Source organism: Oceaniglobus sp. K40-3 (genome assembly GCF_055808395.1).
The window spans coordinates 268,762-289,969 of the sequence record NZ_CM147868.1 but is presented as its reverse complement, the minus strand read 5'-3'; the positions used below and the strand labels follow the sequence as shown (position 1 = coordinate 289,969).

At 62.9% G+C, this 21,208-nt stretch carries 16 protein-coding genes and 3 pseudogenes; 10 read left to right on the top strand and 9 right to left on the bottom strand.

The window, feature by feature from the left end; translation table 11 throughout:
* Nucleotides 1-59 precede the first annotated feature (59 nt).
* From AC0L7P_RS01525 to AC0L7P_RS01510, 4 genes and pseudogenes are all read right to left on the bottom strand, one after another.
* Complete coding sequence (locus AC0L7P_RS01525; protein ID WP_473434181.1) at nt 60-1,016, bottom strand: 2-hydroxyacid dehydrogenase; 957 nt, start codon at nt 1,014-1,016, stop codon at nt 60-62.
* Nucleotides 1,013-1,861, bottom strand: coding sequence for a fumarylacetoacetate hydrolase family protein (locus AC0L7P_RS01520; RefSeq protein ID WP_473434180.1), 849 nt, complete (start codon nt 1,859-1,861; stop codon nt 1,013-1,015). Before AC0L7P_RS01520 ends, AC0L7P_RS01525 begins: the two co-directional genes overlap by 4 nt.
* A gap of 22 nt (nt 1,862-1,883) precedes the next feature.
* A pseudogene (locus tag AC0L7P_RS01515) lies at nt 1,884-3,666 on the bottom strand (IlvD/Edd family dehydratase).
* A gap of 81 nt (nt 3,667-3,747) precedes the next feature.
* A complete protein-coding gene (locus tag AC0L7P_RS01510; protein WP_473434179.1) occupies nt 3,748-4,491 on the bottom strand; it encodes an SDR family oxidoreductase in 744 nt (247 codons plus the stop codon).
* A gap of 217 nt (nt 4,492-4,708) precedes the next feature.
* Here AC0L7P_RS01510 and AC0L7P_RS01505 point away from each other — a divergent pair, with 217 nt between their 5' ends.
* The 6 genes and pseudogenes from AC0L7P_RS01505 to AC0L7P_RS01480 all read left to right on the top strand — a co-directional run bounded on the left by AC0L7P_RS01505 (nt 4,709) and on the right by AC0L7P_RS01480 (nt 10,121).
* Complete coding sequence (locus AC0L7P_RS01505; RefSeq protein ID WP_473434178.1) at nt 4,709-5,593, top strand: NAD(P)-dependent oxidoreductase; 885 nt, start codon at nt 4,709-4,711, stop codon at nt 5,591-5,593.
* 46 nt (nt 5,594-5,639) lie between these two features.
* Nucleotides 5,640-7,143 (top strand): annotated as a pseudogene (locus AC0L7P_RS01500) (UxaA family hydrolase).
* Nucleotides 7,119-8,138 carry a Gfo/Idh/MocA family protein gene (locus AC0L7P_RS01495; protein ID WP_473434177.1) on the top strand — a complete coding sequence of 340 codons (1,020 nt, stop codon included), beginning with the start codon at nt 7,119-7,121 and terminating at the stop codon, nt 8,136-8,138. Before AC0L7P_RS01500 ends, AC0L7P_RS01495 begins: the two are co-directional and overlap by 25 nt.
* Nucleotides 8,135-9,244 carry an FAD-dependent oxidoreductase gene (locus AC0L7P_RS01490; RefSeq protein ID WP_473434176.1) on the top strand — a complete coding sequence of 370 codons (1,110 nt, stop codon included), beginning with the start codon at nt 8,135-8,137 and terminating at the stop codon, nt 9,242-9,244. Before AC0L7P_RS01495 ends, AC0L7P_RS01490 begins: the two co-directional genes overlap by 4 nt.
* Nucleotides 9,241-9,668 (top strand): annotated as a pseudogene (locus AC0L7P_RS01485) (NAD(P)-dependent oxidoreductase); the annotation flags it as partial. The gene AC0L7P_RS01490 and the pseudogene AC0L7P_RS01485, both read left to right, overlap by 4 nt.
* Nucleotides 9,648-10,121, top strand: coding sequence for an NAD(P)-dependent oxidoreductase (locus tag AC0L7P_RS01480; protein ID WP_473435517.1), 474 nt, complete (start codon nt 9,648-9,650; stop codon nt 10,119-10,121). The pseudogene AC0L7P_RS01485 and the gene AC0L7P_RS01480, both read left to right, overlap by 21 nt.
* Before the next feature lie 37 nt (nt 10,122-10,158).
* Here the strand turns inward: AC0L7P_RS01480 and AC0L7P_RS01475 are convergent, their stop codons facing one another.
* The 4 genes from AC0L7P_RS01475 to ilvD form a co-directional block, all read right to left on the bottom strand.
* Complete coding sequence (locus AC0L7P_RS01475; protein WP_473434175.1) at nt 10,159-12,186, bottom strand: FAD-dependent oxidoreductase; 2,028 nt, start codon at nt 12,184-12,186, stop codon at nt 10,159-10,161.
* 85 nt (nt 12,187-12,271) lie between these two features.
* On the bottom strand, nt 12,272-12,643 hold the full coding sequence (locus tag AC0L7P_RS01470) for a hypothetical protein (RefSeq protein ID WP_473434174.1): 372 nt from the start codon (nt 12,641-12,643) through the stop codon (nt 12,272-12,274).
* 18 nt (nt 12,644-12,661) lie between these two features.
* Complete coding sequence (locus tag AC0L7P_RS01465; protein WP_473434173.1) at nt 12,662-13,435, bottom strand: DUF6478 family protein; 774 nt, start codon at nt 13,433-13,435, stop codon at nt 12,662-12,664.
* 95 nt (nt 13,436-13,530) lie between these two features.
* Nucleotides 13,531-15,294 (bottom strand): dihydroxy-acid dehydratase, encoded by a 1,764-nt coding sequence (ilvD, locus tag AC0L7P_RS01460; protein WP_473434172.1) that lies wholly within the window; start codon nt 15,292-15,294, stop codon nt 13,531-13,533.
* 148 nt (nt 15,295-15,442) lie between these two features.
* On the opposite strand from ilvD, the gene AC0L7P_RS01455 reads away from it, so the two are divergent.
* The 3 genes from AC0L7P_RS01455 to AC0L7P_RS01445 all read left to right on the top strand — a co-directional run bounded on the left by AC0L7P_RS01455 (nt 15,443) and on the right by AC0L7P_RS01445 (nt 18,618).
* A complete protein-coding gene (locus AC0L7P_RS01455; protein WP_473435516.1) occupies nt 15,443-16,321 on the top strand; it encodes a lysostaphin resistance A-like protein in 879 nt (292 codons plus the stop codon).
* A 66-nt stretch (nt 16,322-16,387) separates the two neighbouring features.
* Nucleotides 16,388-17,332 (top strand): acetyl-CoA carboxylase, carboxyltransferase subunit beta, encoded by a 945-nt coding sequence (gene accD / locus AC0L7P_RS01450; RefSeq protein ID WP_473434171.1) that lies wholly within the window; start codon nt 16,388-16,390, stop codon nt 17,330-17,332.
* 2 nt (nt 17,333-17,334) lie between these two features.
* Nucleotides 17,335-18,618: a bifunctional folylpolyglutamate synthase/dihydrofolate synthase gene (locus tag AC0L7P_RS01445; RefSeq protein ID WP_473434170.1), complete on the top strand. Its 1,284-nt coding sequence runs from the start codon at nt 17,335-17,337 to the stop codon at nt 18,616-18,618.
* 136 nt (nt 18,619-18,754) lie between these two features.
* Here the strand turns inward: AC0L7P_RS01445 and zapE are convergent, their stop codons facing one another.
* Nucleotides 18,755-19,819: a cell division protein ZapE gene (gene zapE, locus AC0L7P_RS01440; RefSeq protein ID WP_473434169.1), complete on the bottom strand. Its 1,065-nt coding sequence runs from the start codon at nt 19,817-19,819 to the stop codon at nt 18,755-18,757.
* Nucleotides 19,820-19,963: 144 nt separating this feature from the next.
* Here zapE and AC0L7P_RS01435 point away from each other — a divergent pair, with 144 nt between their 5' ends.
* Nucleotides 19,964-21,202 (top strand): MFS transporter, encoded by a 1,239-nt coding sequence (locus AC0L7P_RS01435; protein WP_473435515.1) that lies wholly within the window; start codon nt 19,964-19,966, stop codon nt 21,200-21,202.
* The last annotated feature ends 6 nt before the right edge of the window (nt 21,203-21,208 follow it).

The following is a 21,208-nucleotide window of genomic DNA, read 5'->3' as shown; positions in this document are numbered from 1 at the left end:
TGTCAGCCGGGAAACGGGCGGCACGTGGAATTTATCATATCAAGGCCAATGGGTTAACGCTAAATATGCGCGGTTTCCGGCACCGATGTCAGCACAGTGCCGTCTTTCAAAAACTGGCTGAGGTTGTCACAAACCAGATCGCCCATTGCCTGCCGTGTTTCCACCGTGGCGCTGGCCACATGGGGCAAAAGGGTGACGTTTGGCAACGCGCGCAGGGTGCCGGGCACATGGGGTTCGGCCTCGAACACATCCAGCCCGGCCCAGCCCAGTCGCCCGTCCTGCAAGGCGGCGATCATCTCGGGTTCGTCCACGACGGTGCCACGGGCAAGGTTGATCAGGGTGCCTTGCGGGCCAAGTGCCTCGATCACCTCGCGATTGATCAGTTTGTCGGTTCCGGCGCCACCGGGGGTGATGACGATCAGGTAATCCACATCCCGGGCCATGTCGGTCAGGCTGTCGTAATACCGGTAATCGACGTCCTTGCGACTGCGGGAATGATAGACGACCGTGGCATCAAAGGCGGCCAGCTTTTGCGCGATCCGCTGGCCGATCCGGCCCAGACCGACAATGCCCATCACCTTGCGTTCGGGGCTGCGGGTCAGGGGCGTGTTGCCTTCTGTTTCCCAGCGTCCGGCGCGCACATAGGCATCGTTGAACACCATATCCCGTGAGGTGGCCAACAGCAGCAACAGCCCCGTGTTTGCCACATCGTCGTTCAGCACATCGGGGGTATGGGTTACCTTGATTCCGCGCGTGGCACAGGCATCGGTGTCGATGCCATCGTATCCCACGCCATAACTTGCGGCCACCTTCAGGTTCGGACAGCCATCCATGATCGCCGGGGGAACACCGTCGTGGCCATTGGTGGCCACGGCGATGATCGAGGGGCCATGCCCGGTCAGGAACACCGGCAGATCGTCGATGTCCCGAAACCGATGCACGGTAAATTCGGCGGCGAAGCGATCGAGCATCCGATCGCTTGCGCCGCCCATCACCAAAAGACCCGGTGCTGTCATGCGTCCTGCTTGACGTGCTGTTGCTGCTCGCCCAGCTTTTCGATGCCAAGGCGGATAACGTCGCCTTCCTTGAGGTACACAGGGTTGGGTTTCATCCCCATGCCCACACCCGGAGGTGTCCCGGTGGAAATCACATCGCCCGGGTGCAGCGTCATCAGTTGCGACAGATGCGAGATGATCTGTGCGACGGTAAAGATCATGGTGTTGCTGTTGCCGGTCTGGCGCCGCTCGCCGTTCACATCCAGCCACATGTCCAGATTCTGCACATCGCCCACTTCGTCACGGGTGACCAGCCAGGGGCCGGTGGGGCCAAAGGTGTCGCTGGATTTTCCCTTGGTCCAGTTGCCCGAAAGCTGGGTCTGAAAGTAACGCTCGGATACGTCGTCGATCACGCAATACCCGGCGACATGGTTCAGGGCGTCTTCTTCGCTGACATATTTTGCCTTGCTGCCAATGACGACACCCAGTTCGACTTCCCAATCGGTCTGGGTTGATCCGCGGGGGATATAGACATCATCGTTGGGGCCAACCACGGCGCTGGTGGCCTTCATGAACAGCACGGGATGATCCGGCACGGCAAGGCCGGATTCGGCGGCGTGATCGGAATAGTTCAGGCCGATGCACATGAATTTGCCGATCTTGCCCACGCAAGGGCCAAGGCGCGGGTTGCCTTCGACCTTGGGCAGTTGCATCACGTCCAGCTTGGACAGGCTGTCGAGGGTTTCAGGCGCAAGGGTTGTGCCTGAAATGTCGTCGACCTCGGCGGACAGATCGCGCAGATCGCCATTGTGGTCGATCAGGCCGGGGCGTTCCTGGCCGGGTTCTCCGTAGCGGCAAAGTTTCATTCAATGTCTCCTTTGAGTGATATCAGTGGTTATCGCGCGGCAGGCCCTTGTGGGCAATGTCGCGGTATTTGTCGGCCCCACGCAGGGTCATGCCTTCGGAAAGTGGTTCAACACGTTCGCGGAAAATTTCCTGCCACGGCGACTGGCTTTCGGGGGCGAAGGGGTGTTCCGGCAGGGCGGCGCGGCGTTTTTCCAGCTCGGCGGCATCCACCAGCATATCAGCGGTGCATTTGCGCAGGTCAATGCGCAGCATGTCACCCGTCGCAACCAGCGCGAGGCCCCCCCGCCGCCGCCTCGGGTGAAGCGTTGAGGATCGAGGGCGAACCAGAGGTGCCCGATTGCCGCCCGTCACCGATGCAGGGCAGGGCGTGGATGTCTTTCTTCAACAGATACGCGGGCGGGCGCATGTTCACCACCTCGGCCGCCCCCGGATACCCGATGGGACCGGCGCCGCGCATGATCAGAATGCAGTTTTCGTCGATGTTCAGCGATTCATCGTCGATCCGGTGATGGAAATCCTCTGGCCCGTCAAACACGATGGCCCGGCCTTCAAAGGCGTCGGGATCATCGGGGTTGCTCAGATACCGCTTGCGGAATTCGGGTGAAATCACGCTGGTTTTCATGATTGCGCTGTCGAACAGATTGCCCTTGAGGTTCACAAAACCGGCCTCGCCCAGCATCGGGTTTTCAACCGACATGATGACATCGGGGTTGGCGGTCAGAACGCCCTCGCAGTTCTCGCGCATTGTCTTGCCGTTCACGGTCATCGCGTCGGGGTGCGGCAACAACCCGGCTTTCAGCAATTCACCCACAACGGCAGGCACACCACCGGCGCGGTGGTAATCCTCGCCCAGATATTTGCCCGCCGGTTGCAGGTTCACCAAAAGCGGCACTTTGTGCCCCAGCGTTTGCCAATCGTCGTTGTTCAGCGCCACACCAATATGGCGTGCAACACCGTTCAGGTGGATCGGGGCGTTGGTGCTGCCGCCGATGGCGCTGTTGATAACCACGGCGTTTTCAAAGGCTTCGCGGGTCATCACGTCCGAGGGTTTCAGATCTTCGTGCACCATATCGACGATGCGCTTGCCGGTTTCATAGCTGATCTGCCCACGTTCGCGGTATGGTGCGGGGATGGCCGCCGAACCGGGCAGTTGCATGCCCAACGCTTCGGCCAGAGAATTCATCGTGGTGGCGGTGCCCATGGTGTTGCAATAGCCCACGGATGGCGCAGACGACGCGACAAGCTCCATGAAACCGTCATCGTCGATCTTGCCCTCGGCCAGAAGTTCGCGGGCTTTCCACACGATGGTGCCGCTGCCCGTGCGTTCGCCGTTGAACCAGCCATTCAGCATTGGCCCGACAGACAGGGCGATGGCGGGGATGTTCACCGTCGCGGCTGCCATCAGCAGGGCCGGAGTGGTTTTGTCACAGCCGATGTTCAGCACCACGCCGTCGATCGGATAGCCAAACAGCGTTTCAACAAGCGACAGATAGGCAAGGTTGCGATCCAGCGATGCGGTGGGCCGCTTGCCGGTTTCCTGAATCGGATGCACCGGAATTTCGATCACGGTGCCGCCTGCCGCAATCACCCCGTCACGCACCCGTTTGGACAGTTCGATATGGTGGCGGTTGCAGGGCGAAAGATCGCTGCCGGTCTGGGCAATGCCGATGATCGGCTTGCCGCCCTGCAATTCTTGGCGGGTCAGGCCATAGTTCAGGTATCGCTCAAGATAAAGCGCGGTCATCTCCGGGTTTTCCGGGTTGTTGAACCACTTTTGCGATCTCAACTCTGTTTTCTTGCTCATTGGAAATTCCCGTTGTTGCCGGGGCGCCCTCAACGGCGCCCCATGTTGGTGCCTTGTGTTGTTGCCGCTGAACAGCGCCCGTTAGCCGGACCAGCCGCCGTCGATGACATGGGGTTGCCCGGTGGTGAACCCGCTTTCATCGCCTGCAAGATAGACGACCAGCGCCGCGATTTCTTCGGCGGTGGCGATGCGGCCCATGGGCTGGCGGGCGACGAAGGCTTTCATTGCCGCTTCGTAATCGCCGGTGGCCTTCAGGCGTTCGTGCAGCGATGGCGATTCGACCGTACCGGGGCAGATGCAGTTACAGCGGATGCCTTTGGTGATGTATTCAATGGCGATCGATTTGGTCAGGCCAATCACTGCCGCCTTGGTGGTGCCATAGACAAACCGGTTGGGCGCCCCGATGATCGAGCTACAGGCCGATGACATGTTCACGATGCTGCCCGCGCCGCGCTCCAACATGCCGGGGAGGGCGTTGCGAATTGTGCGCCACTGCGACCGCACGTTCAGATCAAAGGCGAAATCCCAATCGTCGTCGGTGCATTCCAGCGCGGTTCCGGCATGTACGAACCCGGCACAGTTGAACAAAACATCGGGCCGGGCGTGGGCGACGCCCTCTTTTACCGAATCGTCGCTGCGCACATCCAGCACATAGGTTTCGATATTGTCACGTCCCTCGGCGGCCAGCGCCTCCAGCGCCTTTTCGTTCACGTCGGTTGCGAAAACCTGGGCGCCTTCGTCGGCCATGGCCAGGGCCGCTGCACGACCGATGCCCTGACCTGCTGCTGTGATAAGGGCGCGCTTGCCGGAAAGACGTTGTGTCATCGAAGAATCCTCAGATAAGAAGAACCATGCGCGCAAATCGCCGGGATGGCGCGCCTTTGGTGAATGTTATCGTTAAAAGCGGGGCTATTACTAGCCCCGCGGACATACTACTGTCCAAAGAACCCCGGGGGATCAAGCGCAATCTTGCGCCCGGGGATAGATGCGCCGCGCGATTGTGCCGGGAATTGCCGTGCCGGCTGACAAAGGAAAGACAGTGATGAAGACTCCGATAATTGCGCTTCTTGGTACGGGTCTGATGGGGGCGCCGATGGCGCTGGATCTGATCCGTGCGGGATTTGCGCTGCGGGTCTGGAACCGCAGCCCGGAAAAAGCCGCGCCGTTGGGGGGCGCCGGGGCTGTGGTGGCCGATACGGCTGCGGCGGCTGCCCTGGGGGCGGATGTGGTGATTACCATGCTCAGCGACGGCGCGGCTGTTGGCGGGCTGGTGCGCGATGGCGCAGTGACATCGGGCCTGTCCCAAGGGGCGCTCTGGCTGGATATGTCGTCGGTCAAACCGGACGAGGCCCGCAGCCATGCGGCCCATTTGCGCACCCTTGGCGTCGCCCATCTTGACGCGCCGGTGTCTGGCGGCACCAAAGCGGCCGAGGCGGCGACGCTGGCGATCATGGTTGGCGGTGACGGTGATGCGTTTCAACGCGCCACCCCGGTGTTTCAGGCCATGGGCCGCCCGGTTCACGTTGGCCCCGATGGCAGCGGACAGCTCAGCAAACTGGCGAATCAGGCCATCGTTGCCGTAACCATCGCCGCCGTGGCCGAAGCGATGCTGCTGGTGCGTCAGGGCGGCGGCGATCCGGCGGCGGTGCGTGCCGCCCTGAAGGGGGGCTTTGCCGACAGCGTGATCCTGCAACAGCACGGCGAGCGTATGACCACAGGCAATTTCACCCCCGGCGGCCCCAGTAAACTGCACCTCAAGGATCTCGACAATCTGCTGGGCGAGGCGGGGTCGCTGGATCTTGCCCTGCCGGTGTCACAGCATGTGCGCGACCGGTTCGAAACCCTGTGCCGCGATATGGACGGCGCCGATCTTGATCATTCGGGTCTGTTTCTGGAGCTTTTGCGCCAGAACGGCCTGTCCACATAGGAAAGCCCGAGAATCCCCCGGCACCGATTGCGTTTGAGGAAACCACATGACTGATTTTATCCGCCTTGATGCCGCCGACAATGTGGTCACGGCCACCCGCAGCCTGCCTGCGGATCACCCCATCGAAGATATCGCAACGGCGGGGCTGATCCCCTCGGGGCACAAGATTGCCACCCGTGCCATCGCCAAGGGCGAACCGATCCGCAAATATGCACAGTTCATCGGTCTGGCGTCCGAAGACATCGCGCCGGGCAGCCATGTTCACACCCACAATACCGAATTCCGCAACACCGACATGGAGTATGAATTCGGCACCGATATGCGCCCCGTGACCCCGGCCACGGGCGACACGTTCATGGGATACCGCCGCGAAAACGGCAAGGTTGGCACGCGCAATTACATCGCCATTGTCACATCGGTGAATTGCTCGGCCACCGCTGCGCGCCGGATCGCCGATTCCTTTGGCCCCGAGGAACTGGCCCAATATCCCAACGTCGATGGTGTGGTGGCCTTTGTCCACGGCACTGGCTGTGGCATGGCGGGCGATGGCGACGGGTTCGAGGCATTGCAGCGGGTGATGTGGGGCTATGCCCGCCACCCCAACCATGCCGGGGTGCTGATGGTGGGCCTTGGGTGCGAGATGAACCAGATTGATTGGCTGCTTGAGGCATGGGGGCTGAAACAGGGGCCAACGTTTCAGGCGATGAACATTCAGGGCGTGGCCGGGTTGCGCCGAACCATTGAGGCGGGCGTTGAAAAGGTGCGCGCCATGTTGCCCATCGCCAATGAATGTGTCCGCACCGAATGCCCGGCGTCGGAACTGAAAGTGGCCCTGCAATGTGGCGGGTCCGACGCCTGGAGCGGGATCACCGCCAACCCCGCGCTGGGCTATGCCTGTGATTTGCTGGCGGCCCAGGGGGGCACTGGCGTGCTGGCCGAAACGCCCGAGATTTACGGCGCCGAACATCTGTTGACCCGCCGCGCGACAGACCGCGCCACCGGCGATAAACTGATCAACCTGATCAGGTGGTGGGAGGATTACACCGCCCGCAACAAGGGCAGCATGGACAACAACCCAAGCCCGGGCAACAAAAAAGGCGGGCTGACCACCATCCTTGAAAAATCTCTGGGTGCGGCGGCAAAGGGTGGCACCTCGCCCCTGATGGGCGTTTATAAATACGCCGAGGAAGTCACGGCCAAGGGATTCACGTTCATGGATCTCGCCGGGCTATGACCCGGCCAGCGTGACCGGCCAGATCGCCGGGGGGTGCAACGTGGTGGTGTTCACCACCGGACGCGGCAGCGCCTTTGGCTCCAAACCGGCGCCGACGATCAAGGTCGCGACCAACAGTGAAATGTATGGCCGCATGACGGAAGACATGGACGTGAACGCCGGTGAAATGCTGTCAGGCGGCGTGACGCTGGAACAGAAGGGCCGTGAGATATACGAGATGATCCTGCGCGTCGCCTCGGGCGAGGCCAGCAAATCCGAATTGCAGGGCCTTGGCGATTACGAATTCGTCCCATGGCAAATCGGGGCGGTGATGTGAAACGGATCGCCGTTGCCGGCTTGGGTTTGATCGGGTCGCGCCATGCGGGCGCGGTTCTGGCCCATCCGGGGGCGAGCCTTGCCGCGGTGATTGATCCTGATGCCGGGATGCGCGCGGCATACGACGCACCGGGGTTTGCGCGGCTTGAGGCGGTGGATGTGCCGCTTGACGGGGTGATCCTTGCCACGCCCTCGGCGCTGCATGCCGATCACGCCTGTGTGGCGCTGGCGCGGGGCTGGCCTTGCATCGTTGAAAAACCGCTGGCCTCTGATCTGGCGGGGGCCGACCGGATTGTCGCCGCGCAACGCGACAGTGGCCTGCCGGTGCTGACCGGGCATCACCGCCGGTATCACGCCAACGTGCAGGCATTGCGCGCCATGGTTCAGGGGGGTGCCATCGGACGCCCGGTCATGGCCACCTGCCTCTGGGCGATGAAAAAGCCTGATCCCTATTTCGAAACATGGCGGCAGGGGCGCGACGGTTCCCCCGTGATGATCAACTTGGTGCATGAGATCGACCTGCTGCGCTTTGTTCTGGGCGATCTGGCCCGGGTGCAGGCCTTGGGCGGTGCCGGATTGCGCGGGGCAGACCGGGTGGAAAGCGGCGTTCTGTCGCTGTTGTTCCGTTCCGGGGCCGTGGGCAGCATCGCCTTTTCCGATACCACGCCCAGCCCATGGGGGTTCGAGGCGGCGACGGGCGAAAACCCCAACATTGCCACGACGGGGCAGGATATGTTGTTCATCACCGGGACCGAAGGCGCGGTGGCGTTCCCTTCGCTGGCCCTGTGGCGCGGCGCTGCGGATTGGTCACAGGCGCCACAGCCAGAGGTTCGAAACGCCCCCAGGACCGATGCCCTGACCGCGCAACTGACCCATTTCATCGCAGTGCTGAAGGGCGCCGAAACACCGCTGATTGACGCGGCGGATGCCCGCGAAACGCTGGCCTTCACCCTTGTCGCGCAACGGGCGCTGGAACAACAGGGCGTACTGGCATGAGCGTTGCGGTCATCGGGCGCGGGTTGTTCGGCAGCGCCGCCGCCCGGCATCTGGCCATGGTGGGGCAGGCTGTTACCCTGATCGGCCCTGCTGAACCGGTGGACAAGCGGGCGCATCGTGGTGTTTTCGGTTCGCATTACGACGAAGGGCGGATCACCCGGCGATGCGCCAGTGATCCGTTTTGGGTGGGTGTGTCAGCCGCGTCAATCGGGCGCTATGCCCGGATCGAGGCCGACAGCGGCGTGCGGTTTTTTACGCCATCCGGCGCGGTGATGGCGGGGGATGGTGCGTGGATGGGCCGGGTGCGCGATGCCTGCGCGGCCCATGGTATTGTGCCCGATTGGTTGGACGGTGAATCGCTCTCTGCGCGCTTTCCGTTCTTTGATCTGCCCGACGGATATACCGCCAGCCATGAACCCGTACTGGCGGGTCATATCAGCCCCCGGCGGCTGGTTGCGGCCCAAAGTGTCGCGGCACGCAAACACGGCGCGGCGGTTCTGGAGGCCACGGTGACGGGGCTGGAGGAACGGGGCGATCATGTTCTGGTCGCGACCGACGGCGACACCTTTCGGTTCAATCGGGTGCTGGTGGCCGCCGGCGCGATGAGCGACAGCCTGCTGGCCCGCCCGTCACGGAACGATGTTTATGCCCGCACCGTCGCCCTGTTCGAGGTGGACGAACAAGAGGCCGCCCGACTGGCCACCATGCCCTCACTGATCTGGCAGGCGCCCGAAGATCCCTATCTTTTGCCGCCGATCCGCTATCCCGATGGGCGGATTTACGTCAAACTTGGCGGTGATCCCGAGGATGTAAAGCTGCCCGATCCCGCCGCCATCGGTGACTGGTTTCGGGGCGGCGGCAATGGCGATGTGCGCGACAGGCTGGAAGAAATGATCCGCATTTTGCTGCCCGGGCTTGCCATTCGCGCCGTCACCATGGATGCCTGCGTCACCACATGGTCGCCCGACCGCCTGCCGGAAATCCGCCCGATCACGGCGCGGATCGCGGTTTGCACCGCCGGCAACGGCGCGGGCGCAAAATGCAGCGATGAAATTGGCCGTCTTGGGGCGGCCCTGATAGTGGACAAGACAGGAGAAACGACATGACACAGATCGGATTTATCGGCCTCGGGCTGATGGGGGCTGCCATGGTGCAGCGGTTGCAGGACAAGGGATATGCCGTGACGGTTCTGGGCAACAAGACCCGCACCCGTATCGACAAGGCCATCGCCAATGGCGCGACCGAGGCAAAGACGGCCCGCGATCTGGCCGCCGCCAGCGATATCGTGATGCTGTGCATGGGCACCTCGGAACAGGTGGAAAGCCGGATGTTGGGCGATGACGGCGTGATTGCGGGGCTGACGCCCGGCACCGTGGTGATTGATTTCGGCACATCCCTGCCGGGATCGACCGTTGCCTTGGGCGAAAAGGTGGCCGCCGCCGGGGGGCATATCTTGACGCGCCGCTGGGGCGTACGCCAACCCATGCGCTGGACGGCAAGCTGAACATCATGGGCGCAGGCGACAAGGCGGCCTATGACAAGGTGAAACCGGTGCTGGATGATCTGGGCGAAAACGTGTTTCATCTGGGCAAGCTGGGGTCGGGCCACACGATCAAGCTGATCAACAATTTCTTTGCCATGACCACGGCCAATGCCATGTCCGAAGCCTTTGCCATGGCCGACACCATGGGGGTGCCGCGCCAGGCGGTTTACGATGTGATGTCAGCCGGGCCGCTGCATTCGGGGATGATGGATATGGTCAAGGCCTATGCCGTGGACGGTAACCCCGAACTGTTGGCCTTTGCCGTGGCGAATGCCAACAAGGACGTTGGCTATTACGCCCGCATGGCCGAGGATGCAGGCGTGGACAGCATAATGTCAACTGCCGCGCGCAAAGGGTTGGGTCTGGCAGTGGACGAGGGCTGGGGCGACAGATTGGTGCCGGAAATGGTCGATTTCTACAGCGCCCGGTTCAAGGGCTGAACAAGTGGCATGAGGGGCGGCATCGCCCCTCATGCTGTTAAAGCGTGGCGGCCAGCCGGGTGCCCTGATCAATGGCGCGCTTGGCGTCCAGTTCCGTTGCCACATCCGCGCCGCCGATAATATGGGCGGTGATGCCGCGTTCGGCCAAAACATCGGCCAGACTGCGTTCGCTGATCTGACCGGCGCACAGAACCACCGTATCACAAGCAATCAACTGTGGATTTTCCCGCGCCTCGCCATAGGAAACATGCAGGCCGCCGCCGTCGATCCGTTCGTAATTCACACCGCCGATCATTTTCACATTCTTCATCTGCAACGTCGCGCGGTGAATCCACCCCGTGGTCTTGCCCAGCCGCTTGCCCAGCTTTTCGGCCTTGCGCTGCAAAAGGGTGATCTGGCGGGCGGGTGGTTCGGGATGCGGGCCTTCGGGCGACAGCCCGCCGCGCTGCGCCGCAGGGTCGGTGATGCCCCATTCCGCCATCCATGCATCGCGGTTCAGGGTCGGGCTTTCGCCTGCCTCGGCCAGGAATTCGGCCACGTCAAACCCGATACCCCCGGCCCCGACAATGGCCACCCGTTTGCCCACAGGTGCGCCATGGCGCAGCACATCGACGTAATTCACCACGTTCGGCCCGTCCTGCCCGGGAATCGCCGGATCGCGGGGCAAGACACCGGTGGCGAGGATCACATGGTCAAAGCCGCCCAGCATGTCCGCCGTGGCCTCGGTATTCAGGCGCAGTTCAATACCACGCTCGGCCACCATGGTTTGATACCACTCAACCAGCCCGTGAAATTCTTCCTTGCCGGGGATCACCCGCGCCATGTTCAACTGTCCACCGATCCGGTCCGCCTTGTCGAACAGGGTTACCGCATGCCCCCGCTCGGCCGCGGCCAGTGCTGCCGACAGGCCCGCAGGCCCGGCGCCGATAACGGCCACTGTGCGGGGGGTGTCAACCGGTGCAAGAACCAGCTCGGTTTCATGACAGGCGCGGGGGTTGACCAGACAGGATGACATCTTGCCGCTGAAGGTGTGATCCAGACAGGCCTGGTTGCAGGCGATACAGGGCGCGATCTGCGCCGCCTTGCCGCCCGCCGCCTTGGATACGAAATCGGGGTCGGCCAGAAACGGGCGCGCCATGCTGACCATATCGGCGCAGCCATCGGCCAGCACTTGCTCGGCCACATCCGGCGTGTTGATCCGGTTCGAGGTGATGATGGGGATCGAAACCTGACCCATCAGTTTTTGCGTGACCCATGAAAAGGCCCGGCGCGGCACCGAGGTGGCAATCGTCGGCACCCGCGCCTCGTGCCAGCCGATGCCGGTGTTCAGGATGCTGGCGCCCGCGCTCTCGATCGCGCGGGCCAGTGTCACCACCTCATCCCAGGTTGATCCCTGCGGAATCAGATCAATCATACTCAGCCGATAGATCAGGATGAAATCATCGCCAACAGCGGCGCGCACCCGGCGCACCACCTCAACCGGCAGGCGCATCCGGTTCTCATAAGCGCCGCCCCAACCGTCGGTGCGTTTGTTGGTGTGGGTGACCAGAAACTGGTTGAGGAAATACCCCTCGCTGCCCATCACCTCGACCCCGTCATAGCCCGCCTCGCGCGCCCGGGCGGCGGCGGTGGCGATATCGGCAATCTGCTTTTCGATACCTGCCTCGTCCAATTCCCTGGGCGGAAAAGGGGAAATGGGCGATTTCACCGGCGATGGCGCAACGCATTCTGGCGAATAGGCATAGCGCCCGGCGTGCAAAATCTGCATCGCGATCCGCCCGTCGGCGTCATGCACCCGGTCGGTCACAATCCGGTGGTTGGTGATGTCCTCGGGAGTGAACAGCCCCGCCGCGCCGGGAAACACCCCGCCTTCGCGGTTGGGGGCCATGCCGCCCGTCACCATCAGGCCCACACCGCCCCGCGCCCGGGCCGCGTAAAATTCGGCCACGCGGTTCCAGTCTTTCGTTTCTTCCAGACCGGTGTGCATGGACCCCATAAGCACACGGTTTTTCAACGTCAGATGTCCCAGTTCCAGCGGCGCCAGAAGATGCGGAAATTCGCCCATGCCAAACCCTTTCGAATGTGGGGGCAGCATTCCTGCTTGGCCCGCGCAAGTCACCCCAAACGCGGCGTCACCCGGGCAAATGGTGTCAGGCGGTTTCCAGACAATGACGCCGGAACGCGCGTTTGAGCATGTCCAACTCGGCGCGCAGCAGCTCGACCTCGGCGCGGATATCGCCGCTCAGGGCGTCGCCCATGGCGATGCTGAACGATCCCAGCATCACATCGCTGGCCTGGTCGCGGATCAAAAATGTCTGCACCCCGTCCGACAGGGCCGCCGCAGGGATCGGAACGCGCAGGTGCCACTGGCCCGGGTTTGCCGGATCGGCGGTCAGGGCAACATCGTCAAGGCGCTGTTCCATATGGGTGACGGCGATGTCGGGCGTTTGATCGGTGCCGGTGACGACACCTTCCCAGATGCCCTCGGAAACCCGGGTGGCGGTCAGTTGCAAATCAGACATGGTCGGTTCCCCCGATGATCAGAGTTCGGCGCGGGGCCGACGGGTGATGGCAAGATCGCGCAGGATGATCTGGTTCATTTCCGGGCCTTCAAAGATGAGATCAATCCACATCTTTTCAACCCGTTTTTCGTTCAGCCGGGTATAGGCCAGATCGAATTCCACCGACATCTCATGCGCCCCAATGGGCAGTTCACGCACGATCTGTTCGGTGTTGGGCCCGTGCTGCACGTTGAGGCGGGCAAAAACCTCAAGCGGTTTTTCGATTTCGATGATGGTATCCAGCCGCACGATATGGCGCTTTTGCAGCCCGTCAACCGCCCCGTGGGGCAGGTCGATCACCAGCGACAGGAACGAACCGTCAAAACGAAACACATCCATGCGCAGCCCGAAGGGGGCCAGATCCTCTTCGCGTTGGTTGCGCAACTGGCGATAGGTCAGTTCGGAAATCCGGCAATCGTGGAAAATCGTCGCCTCATCCCCGATCTGGGTGCGGCTTTCCACCGCCACGGCACCGGGAACAGGCAGCGACCCGCGCCATGGCTGCGGGCGATAGGCCCAGTCGGTGCCAAGCGGTTTCTGAATGGCATTGCTGCCGATACGGGGCAGGGCAAGCCGGCCATCGGCGGCGTGCAGCACCCGGTCGATCCGGTTGCGCAGGGTTGCGGCGCGGTCGCGCAACCGGCGCAGGGTGGGCAAATCCAGGGTGTTCGCCTGATTGGCCTGCCGGGTCCAGCGGCGCAATGCGCGGATATCCAGCATATGCCCAATCCGAAGTGCCAGCCGGTCTTTCATCACGCCCTTTCTTCGCCTGCCCATCTTACCCTGGCGTCAGGAGGGTGCCGAAGGGCAAACGAAATCGTTTGCCCCCGGCAGGTCAGTTCTTGCGATCACAGGTCCATATAGATGTGACGTTCCTCGTCGGCACCGGGGTGGGTAACGGCGCCTTTATAGGTCGGGCCGACCAGTTTTGCGAATTTCCAGACCGCGCCACTGCCATAAAGCGTTTCACGCGGGCCTGCCCAATCGGCGCGGCGCTGTTCCAGTTCTTCGTCGCTTACGTTAAACGACAATTCGCCGGTGATTGCGTTCAGGGTGATGATATCGCCATCCTTCACCAGCGCGATCGGCCCGCCAAGGGCCGCCTCTGGCCCCACATGGCCCACGCAGAACCCGCGTGTGGCCCCCGAGAACCGGCCATCGGTGATCAATGCCACCTTCTTGCCCATCCCCTGCCCAGACAGGGCGGCGGTGGTGGACAGCATTTCGCGCATCCCCGGCCCGCCTGCGGGGCCTTCGTTGCGGATCACGATGACCTCACCCTCTTCATAGGTGCGGGCCTGCACGGCGGCGAATGCGTCTTCCTCGCATTCAAACACCCGGGCCGGACCCTGGAACATCTGTTCCTGCCCGGTCATGCCGGCCACCTTGACGATGGCGCCTTCGGGGGCAAGGTTGCCCTTCAACCCGACAACGCCGCCGGTCTTGGAGATGGGGGCGTCCACTGGATGGATCACCCGGCCATCAGCCTCGCGGTCGATCAGGTCGAGTTCCTCGCCCACCGAACGGCCAGAGGCAGTGATGCAATCTTCGTGGATCAGGCCCGCCTTGCGCAATTCCTTCATCACCACGGGCAAGCCGCCCGCATCATAAAGATCCTTGGCCACATATTGCCCGCCGGGTTTCAGATCGACAAAATAGGGCGTGTCCTTGAAGATTTCACAAACGTCTTCGAGAAAGAAATCAATTCCGGCCTCGTGGGCCATGGCGGGCAGGTGCAGCCCGGCATTGGTCGACCCGCCGGTGCAGGCGACCACGCGGGCCGCGTTTTCCAGTGATTTCAGGGTCACGATGTCACGGGCGCGGATGTTTTTTTCAATCAGGTTCATCACCGCCTGGCCGGATGCCTGCGCATATTGATCGCGTGATTCGTAAGGTGCGGGCGCACCGGACGAATTGAACAGCGCCAGCCCGATTGCCTCGCTCACACAGGCCATGGTGTTGGCGGTGAACTGTCCGCCGCAAGCCCCGGCGCTGGGGCAGGCGACGCGTTCAAGGATGGTCAGCGCGGCATCGGACAGGGTGCCGTTCTGATGGCGGCCCACCGCCTCGAACATATCCTGCACGGTCAGATCGCGGCTGGCGAAATCTTCGGGCACATCGGCCCCCGCGGGCACCTTGCCCGGCAGGATCGACCCGCCGTACAGAAACACCGACGGCGTGTTCAGCCGGATCATGGCCATCATCATGCCTGGCAGCGATTTGTCGCACCCGGCAAGGCCGACAAGCGCGTCATAACAATGACCGCGCATGGTCAGCTCAACCGTGTCGGCAATCGCCTCGCGGGATGCGGCCGAGCTGCGCATTCCCTCATGGCCCATGGCGATGCCATCGGTGACGGTGATGGTGGTGAATTCACGCGGGGTGCCGCCCCCGGCCTTGACCCCCAGTTTGACCGCCTGCGCCTGACGGCTGAGCGAGATATTACAGGGCGCCGCTTCGTTCCAGCAGGTGGCAACGCCAACAAAGGGTTGGTCAATCTGCGACTGGTCCAGACCCATGGCATAGTAATACGACCGGTGCGGCGCCCGTGCCGGACCTTCGGTTACGTGGCGGCTGGGCAATCTGGATTTGTCGGTTTTGCCTTTCAGCATGGCGGCCTCCTTGAGCATGTGTTGCCTGTTGGAATAGGCGAGCAGGCGATTTTCCACAAGGCTGATTGCTCTGCCCCGGCAAGGCCGCTAGCGTCGCGGGCATGTGGATGAACCTCGATATCCTGACCGCCTCGGGCGTCTGCCCGTGATGCGCCCGCCCGCGTTCCGCGCCTATGTGCGCCCGGCCCGGCGCGCGCCGCAACTTTGGCGTCTGGTTCTGGGGTGTATCGTCATTGCCCTTTGTGCCGTCCTGTGGACACTGGCCCCCGTTGGCATCGCCTGGCTTTCCCTTGGGCCGGACCGGGCGTTGAACTTTGCGCAAGGGTTGCAACAGCCGGTGACGCCCCGCGCCACCCTGATCCTGCTGGGCAGTTTTGCGGGCATGGTGATGGGGGCTGCGCTGGCTGTGTGGCTGTTGCATCGCCGCCGCCCGCGCACCTTGTTTGGTCCCCGGGTGCGGGTGCTGCACGATTTCGCCCTGTCCGCCGGTGTGGTTCTGGGTATTTATGCCATCGGTGTCGCGCTTTGGCTGATCTGGTTCACTCCGCAGCCCAATCTGGCGTTTGCCCGCTGGCTCTGGCTGTTGCCACTGGCGCTGACGGGGGTCGCGCTGCAAACCCTCGGCGAAGAATTGGTGTTTCGCGGCTATCTGATGCAGCAGTTGGCGGCGCGGTTTCAAAGCCCGCTGATCTGGATGCTCCTGCCCGCCCTTGCCTTTGGGGCTGTTCACTACGATCCGGCCACGTCGGGCGCGAATGTGTGGATCATCGTCGGTTCGGCCACCCTGTTCGGGCTGGTCGCCGCCGATCTGACCGCCCGCACCGGCAGCCTCGGCGCTGCATGGGGGGTACATTTCGCCAATAACGTGCTGGCGATTCTGGTGATTTCGACGAAAGGCACGATCACCGGCCTTGCCCTGATGCTCACCCCTTATGCGGTTGATGATCCGGGCATTGTGCGCCTGCTGGTGCTGGGCGACATGGCGCTGCTTCTTGTCGCCTGGTGGGGGCTGCGCCGCCTGCTGTGATATGGGGCCGATTGCATTCCGGGTCACCGGGCCTTATGTCAGCGGCACGCGCAAAAGGGGCCACCGATGAACTGGATTTCGAACTACGTCCGTCCGACAATCAATTCGCTGTTTTCGCGCCGCGAGGTGCCCGAGAACCTGTGGACCAAATGCCCCGAGTGCGGCACCATGCTGTTTCACCGCGAGCTGAGCGAAAACCTGAACGTCTGTTCCAGCTGCGATCACCACATGACGATCGGCCCTCGTGCGCGGTTCAAGGCGTTGTTCGATGGCGGCACCTTTGTCGAAGTATCGGTGCCTGCGGTCACACCCGACCCACTGCAATTTCGCGATCAAAAGAAATACCCCGACCGGCTGAAAGCTGCCCAACGTGACACCGGCGAAGCCGAAGCGATGCTGGTGGTCGAGGGCGAAATCGGGCGCACCCCCATCGTGGCCGCCTGTCAGGATGCCCGGTTCATGATCGGCTCCATGGGAATGTATGTGGGCAACGCGTTTCTGGCCGGGTGCGAGCGCGCCGTCGCATTGAACCGGCCCTTTGTGGTGTTTACCGCCGCCGGTGGCGCGCGGATGCAGGAAGGTATCCTGTCGCTCATGCAAATGCCCCGCACCACCATCGGCATCCAGATGCTGCGCGAGGCGGGCGTCCCCTATATCGTGGTTCTGACCGACCCGACCACGGGGGGCGTTTCGGCCTCTTACGCGATGCTGGGCGACATCAACATTGCCGAACCCAACGCCCTGATCTGTTTCGCCGGGCCCCGGGTGATCGAACAGACGATCCGCGAAAAGCTGCCCGAAGGCTTCCAGCGGGCGGAATATCTGCTGGATCACGGGATGCTGGACCGGGTGATCGCGCGCGGTGACATGCGCGGAGAGCTGATTACCATAACCCGGATGCTCATGGGGCTGCCCCCGGCCGTGGCGGGCGATCTGCCAGCGCCCGAAACCCCCGTCGCGGAACCCGAACCGGCGGCCGAGGAAACGCCCGCCGCCGAACCGCAGCCCTGACCATGGCCGCGCCCGAACCGGCGGGATCGGATGCCATCCTCGCCCGGATGATGGCGCTGCACCCCAAGATCATCGACCTGACCCTTGAACGCATGTGGCGGCTGCTGGCGCGTCTGGGCCATCCCGAACGGGATCTGCCCCCGGTGATCCACCTTGCCGGTACCAACGGCAAAGGATCCACCCAGGCGATGATCCGCGCCGGGCTAGAGGCATCGGGCAAACGCGTTCACGCCTATACCTCGCCCCATCTGGCCCGGTTCCACGAACGTATCCGCCTTGCCGGAGCCCTGATCGACGAGGCACACCTGACCGATGTTCTTGACGAATGCTATCGCGCCAACGGTCCTGACCCGATCACTTATTTCGAAATCACCACCTGCGCGGCGCTCCTGGCCTTTGCCCGCACCCCGGCTGATTTCACCCTGCTTGAGGTCGGCCTCGGCGGGCGGCTCGATGCCACGAATGTGGTGGATAAACCCCGCCTGACGGTGATCACGCCAGTGTCCATCGACCATCAGCAATATCTGGGCGACACCCTGCCCGAGATCGCGGGCGAAAAGGCCGGTATCCTGAAACGTGGTGTGCCCTGCGTCGTCGCCCCCCAAGACGATGCCGCCATGCAGGTGATCGAAACCCGCGCGGCCCGCCTTGGCGCCCCGCTCATCGCTCAGGGCCAGCACTGGCATGTGACCAGCGAACGCGGTCGGCTGGTTTTTCAGGATGAAACCGGCCTGCTCGATCTGCCGCCGCCCAACCTGCCCGGACCACACCAGTTCGATAACGCCGGCACCGCGCTGGCCGCCCTGCGCCACCTGGGATGCACCGAAGCAGCCTGCGAGGCGGCGATCACCACCGCCCAATGGCCCGCCCGGATGCAACGTCTCACAATTGGCCCGCTCGTCGATCTGGCAGGCCCGGCGCACCTCTGGCTTGACGGCGGCCACAACCCCGCCGCCGGTCAGGCCATCGCGGCCACTCTGGCCCAGATGCCTGATGCCGAAACCCACCTGATCTGCGGGATGCTGAACACCAAAGACATCAGCGGTTTCTTGCGCCCGCTGACGGCCCACGCGCACCACCTGCACGCGGTGGATATCCCGGGCGAACCAAACACCCTGCCCGCCGAAACCACCTGCGCCGCCGCCAAATCCGTGGGTCTCAGCGCCTCGACAGCCCCCTCACCCGCCGCGGCAATCCGCGCCATCACCGCCCAAGCCCCAAACGCCCGCATCCTGATCTGCGGCTCACTCTACCTTGCGGGACGCATCCTTCAGACCAACGGCTGAAGCTCCGGGCTTTTTACTGATAAAAATACTCTCGCCGAAGGCCCTGCTTTCGACCTACACAACGCCACAAGGCGCAAAAAGACCGTGCCACAGGCGGCAGCAAAATATCGAATGGCGCGTCAGCGCCGCCTTTGGGTCAACCGCCCCATCCCTCGCTCTGCATCTCGCGCAGGCGCGATGCGGTCCGCTCGAATTCAAACGATCCGGCACCCTCCAGATACAGCCGCTCCGGCACATCGGCTGCGGATGCGATCAACCGCACCCCGCCCTCGTACAACGCATCGACAAGGGTGACGAACCGCTTGGCCTCGTTATAATTCTCGCTGCTCAGGCGGGGGATGCCGTCCAACACCAGAATGCGCACGGCATCCGCCACCGCCAGATAATCAGCAGGCCCCAAAGGCCGCCCGCACAGATCCCAGAACGTGGCCCGCGCCACCCCGGCGCAAAACTGTGGCAGCTCCACCTGCCGCCCTTGCACATGCAGGATCAGCGGCGCCACGTCTGCGGTTGCAAGTTCAGCCCACAGCGCATTCATCCCCGCCCGCGCTTCGGCATTGTCGGGGCTGAAATACACCTGTGATCCGGCCAAACGATCCTGCCGATAATCCCGCTGGGCGGCCAGTTCGTGAACAACCATATGGGTGTTGAGAAACCCGATGAACGGCACGAAAAGTTGCCGGTTCAACCCGTTCTTGTACAGATCGTCCGGCATCCGGTTGCTGGTGGTGACAATCGCCACCCCGGCGTCAATCAGCATTTCAAACAACCGCCCGACGATCATCGCGTCGGTGATGTCGGTGATCTGCATCTCATCCAGACACAACAGCCGGGTGTCCTGCGCCACATCCTGCCCTACAGGTTTCAGCGCATCGTCCACCCCTTGTTTGCGGGCGGCGATCATGCCCGCATGAACCTCCTGCATGAAGGCGTGAAAATGCACCCGCCGCTTTTCGGCACTATCGACCGAGCTGAAGAACAGGTCCATCAACATGGATTTGCCGCGCCCGACGCCGCCCCAGATATAGAGGCCCTCAATCGTCTCAGGGGCGCGGCGGGAAAAGAACCCGCTTTTGCGCACCGGCTGGGCGAGGGCATCGCGCAACCGTTCGAATTCGGGAAACACCGCGCGTTGCACCGGGTCATCGCTCAGGGTGCCTTCGGCAATCTGGCGGTCATAAAGTTCGGCAATCGAGGTCATACATATTCCGTCTGACGTTACGCCTGTTTGGTATCCCAGCGGACAGGTATGATCAAAGTCTGTTTCGCCGGGCTGTGAAAAACGCATATAACAGGGGCCGTTTCCCAATTGACGCAGGCCCTTGGCGCGGCAATTGTCGGCGCCATGACACGCGCGCCGCTCATCACCCCCGTTCTGATCGCCGGTTGCGCGGTCATCCTGATCAGTTTTGCGATCCGTGCATCCTTTGGGGTGTTCCAAATTCCCATCGCGACTGAATTCGGCTGGCTTCGGGCCGATTTCTCCATGGCGATCGCGATTCAGAACCTGGCATGGGGCGTGGGGCAACCGATTTTCGCCGCCCTGGCCGAACGGATCGGTGACCGCCGGGCGATCATCCTCGGCGCGGTGGTCTATGCCGCCGGGTTGGTGCTGTCGTCGCTGGCAGTGACCCCGGGGCAGCATTGGATCCTGGAAATCGCGGTGGGCTTTGGCATCGCGGGCACCGGGTTCGGGGTGATCCTCGCCGTGGTGGGGCGGGCCGCCAGTGCCGAAAACCGTTCCATGGCCCTTGCCATCGCCACGGCGGCAGGATCGGGCGGGCAGGTGTTTGGCGCGCCGCTGGCGGAATGGCTGCTGTCGTTTCTGCAATGGCAACAGGTGTTTGTGGTCTTTGCCGCCGCGATCCTTGCGGTGCTGCTGGTGCTGCCGATGATGCGCGCCCCCGTGGCAACCGGCCCGGCGCAGATGGAAGAGGCGATGGCCGCCAACCTGCGTCGCGCCTTTCGCGATCCGTCTTATACCCTGATCTTTGTCGGGTTCTTTTCCTGTGGCTATCAACTGGGCTTTATCACCGCCCATTTCCCGGCTTTCATTACTGAAATGTGCGGCCCCATCGCCGCCGGAGGGGTGCTGAGCAGCCTCGGCATCACCACGACCAGCGCGCTGGGGGCCATCGCGATTTCACTGATCGGGCTGGCCAATATCGGTGGCACGCTTCTGGCCGGGTGGCTGGGCAACCGCTATTCGAAAAAATACCTGCTGGCCGGAATCTATGCCGCGCGCACTGTGGCCTCGGCCCTGTTCATCATGATGCCGATCACCCCCGCCACGGTGGTCATCTTCTCGGTCGTCATGGGCGCGCTCTGGCTGGCGACGGTGCCCCTGACCAGCGGGTTGGTCGCCACGCTTTATGGGGCGCGCCATATGGGCACGCTGTTTGGCGTGGTGTTCTTTTCCCACCAATTGGGCAGCTTCATGGGTGTCTGGCTGGGCGGGCGCCTGTATGATCTGCAAGGGGATTACACGCTGGTCTGGTGGATCGGCGTTGGCGTGGGGGCGTTTTCGGCCATTGTCCATCTGCCGATCCGCGAAGGCGCGCCTCGGCTGGCGGTTGGGGCGTAACGTCGG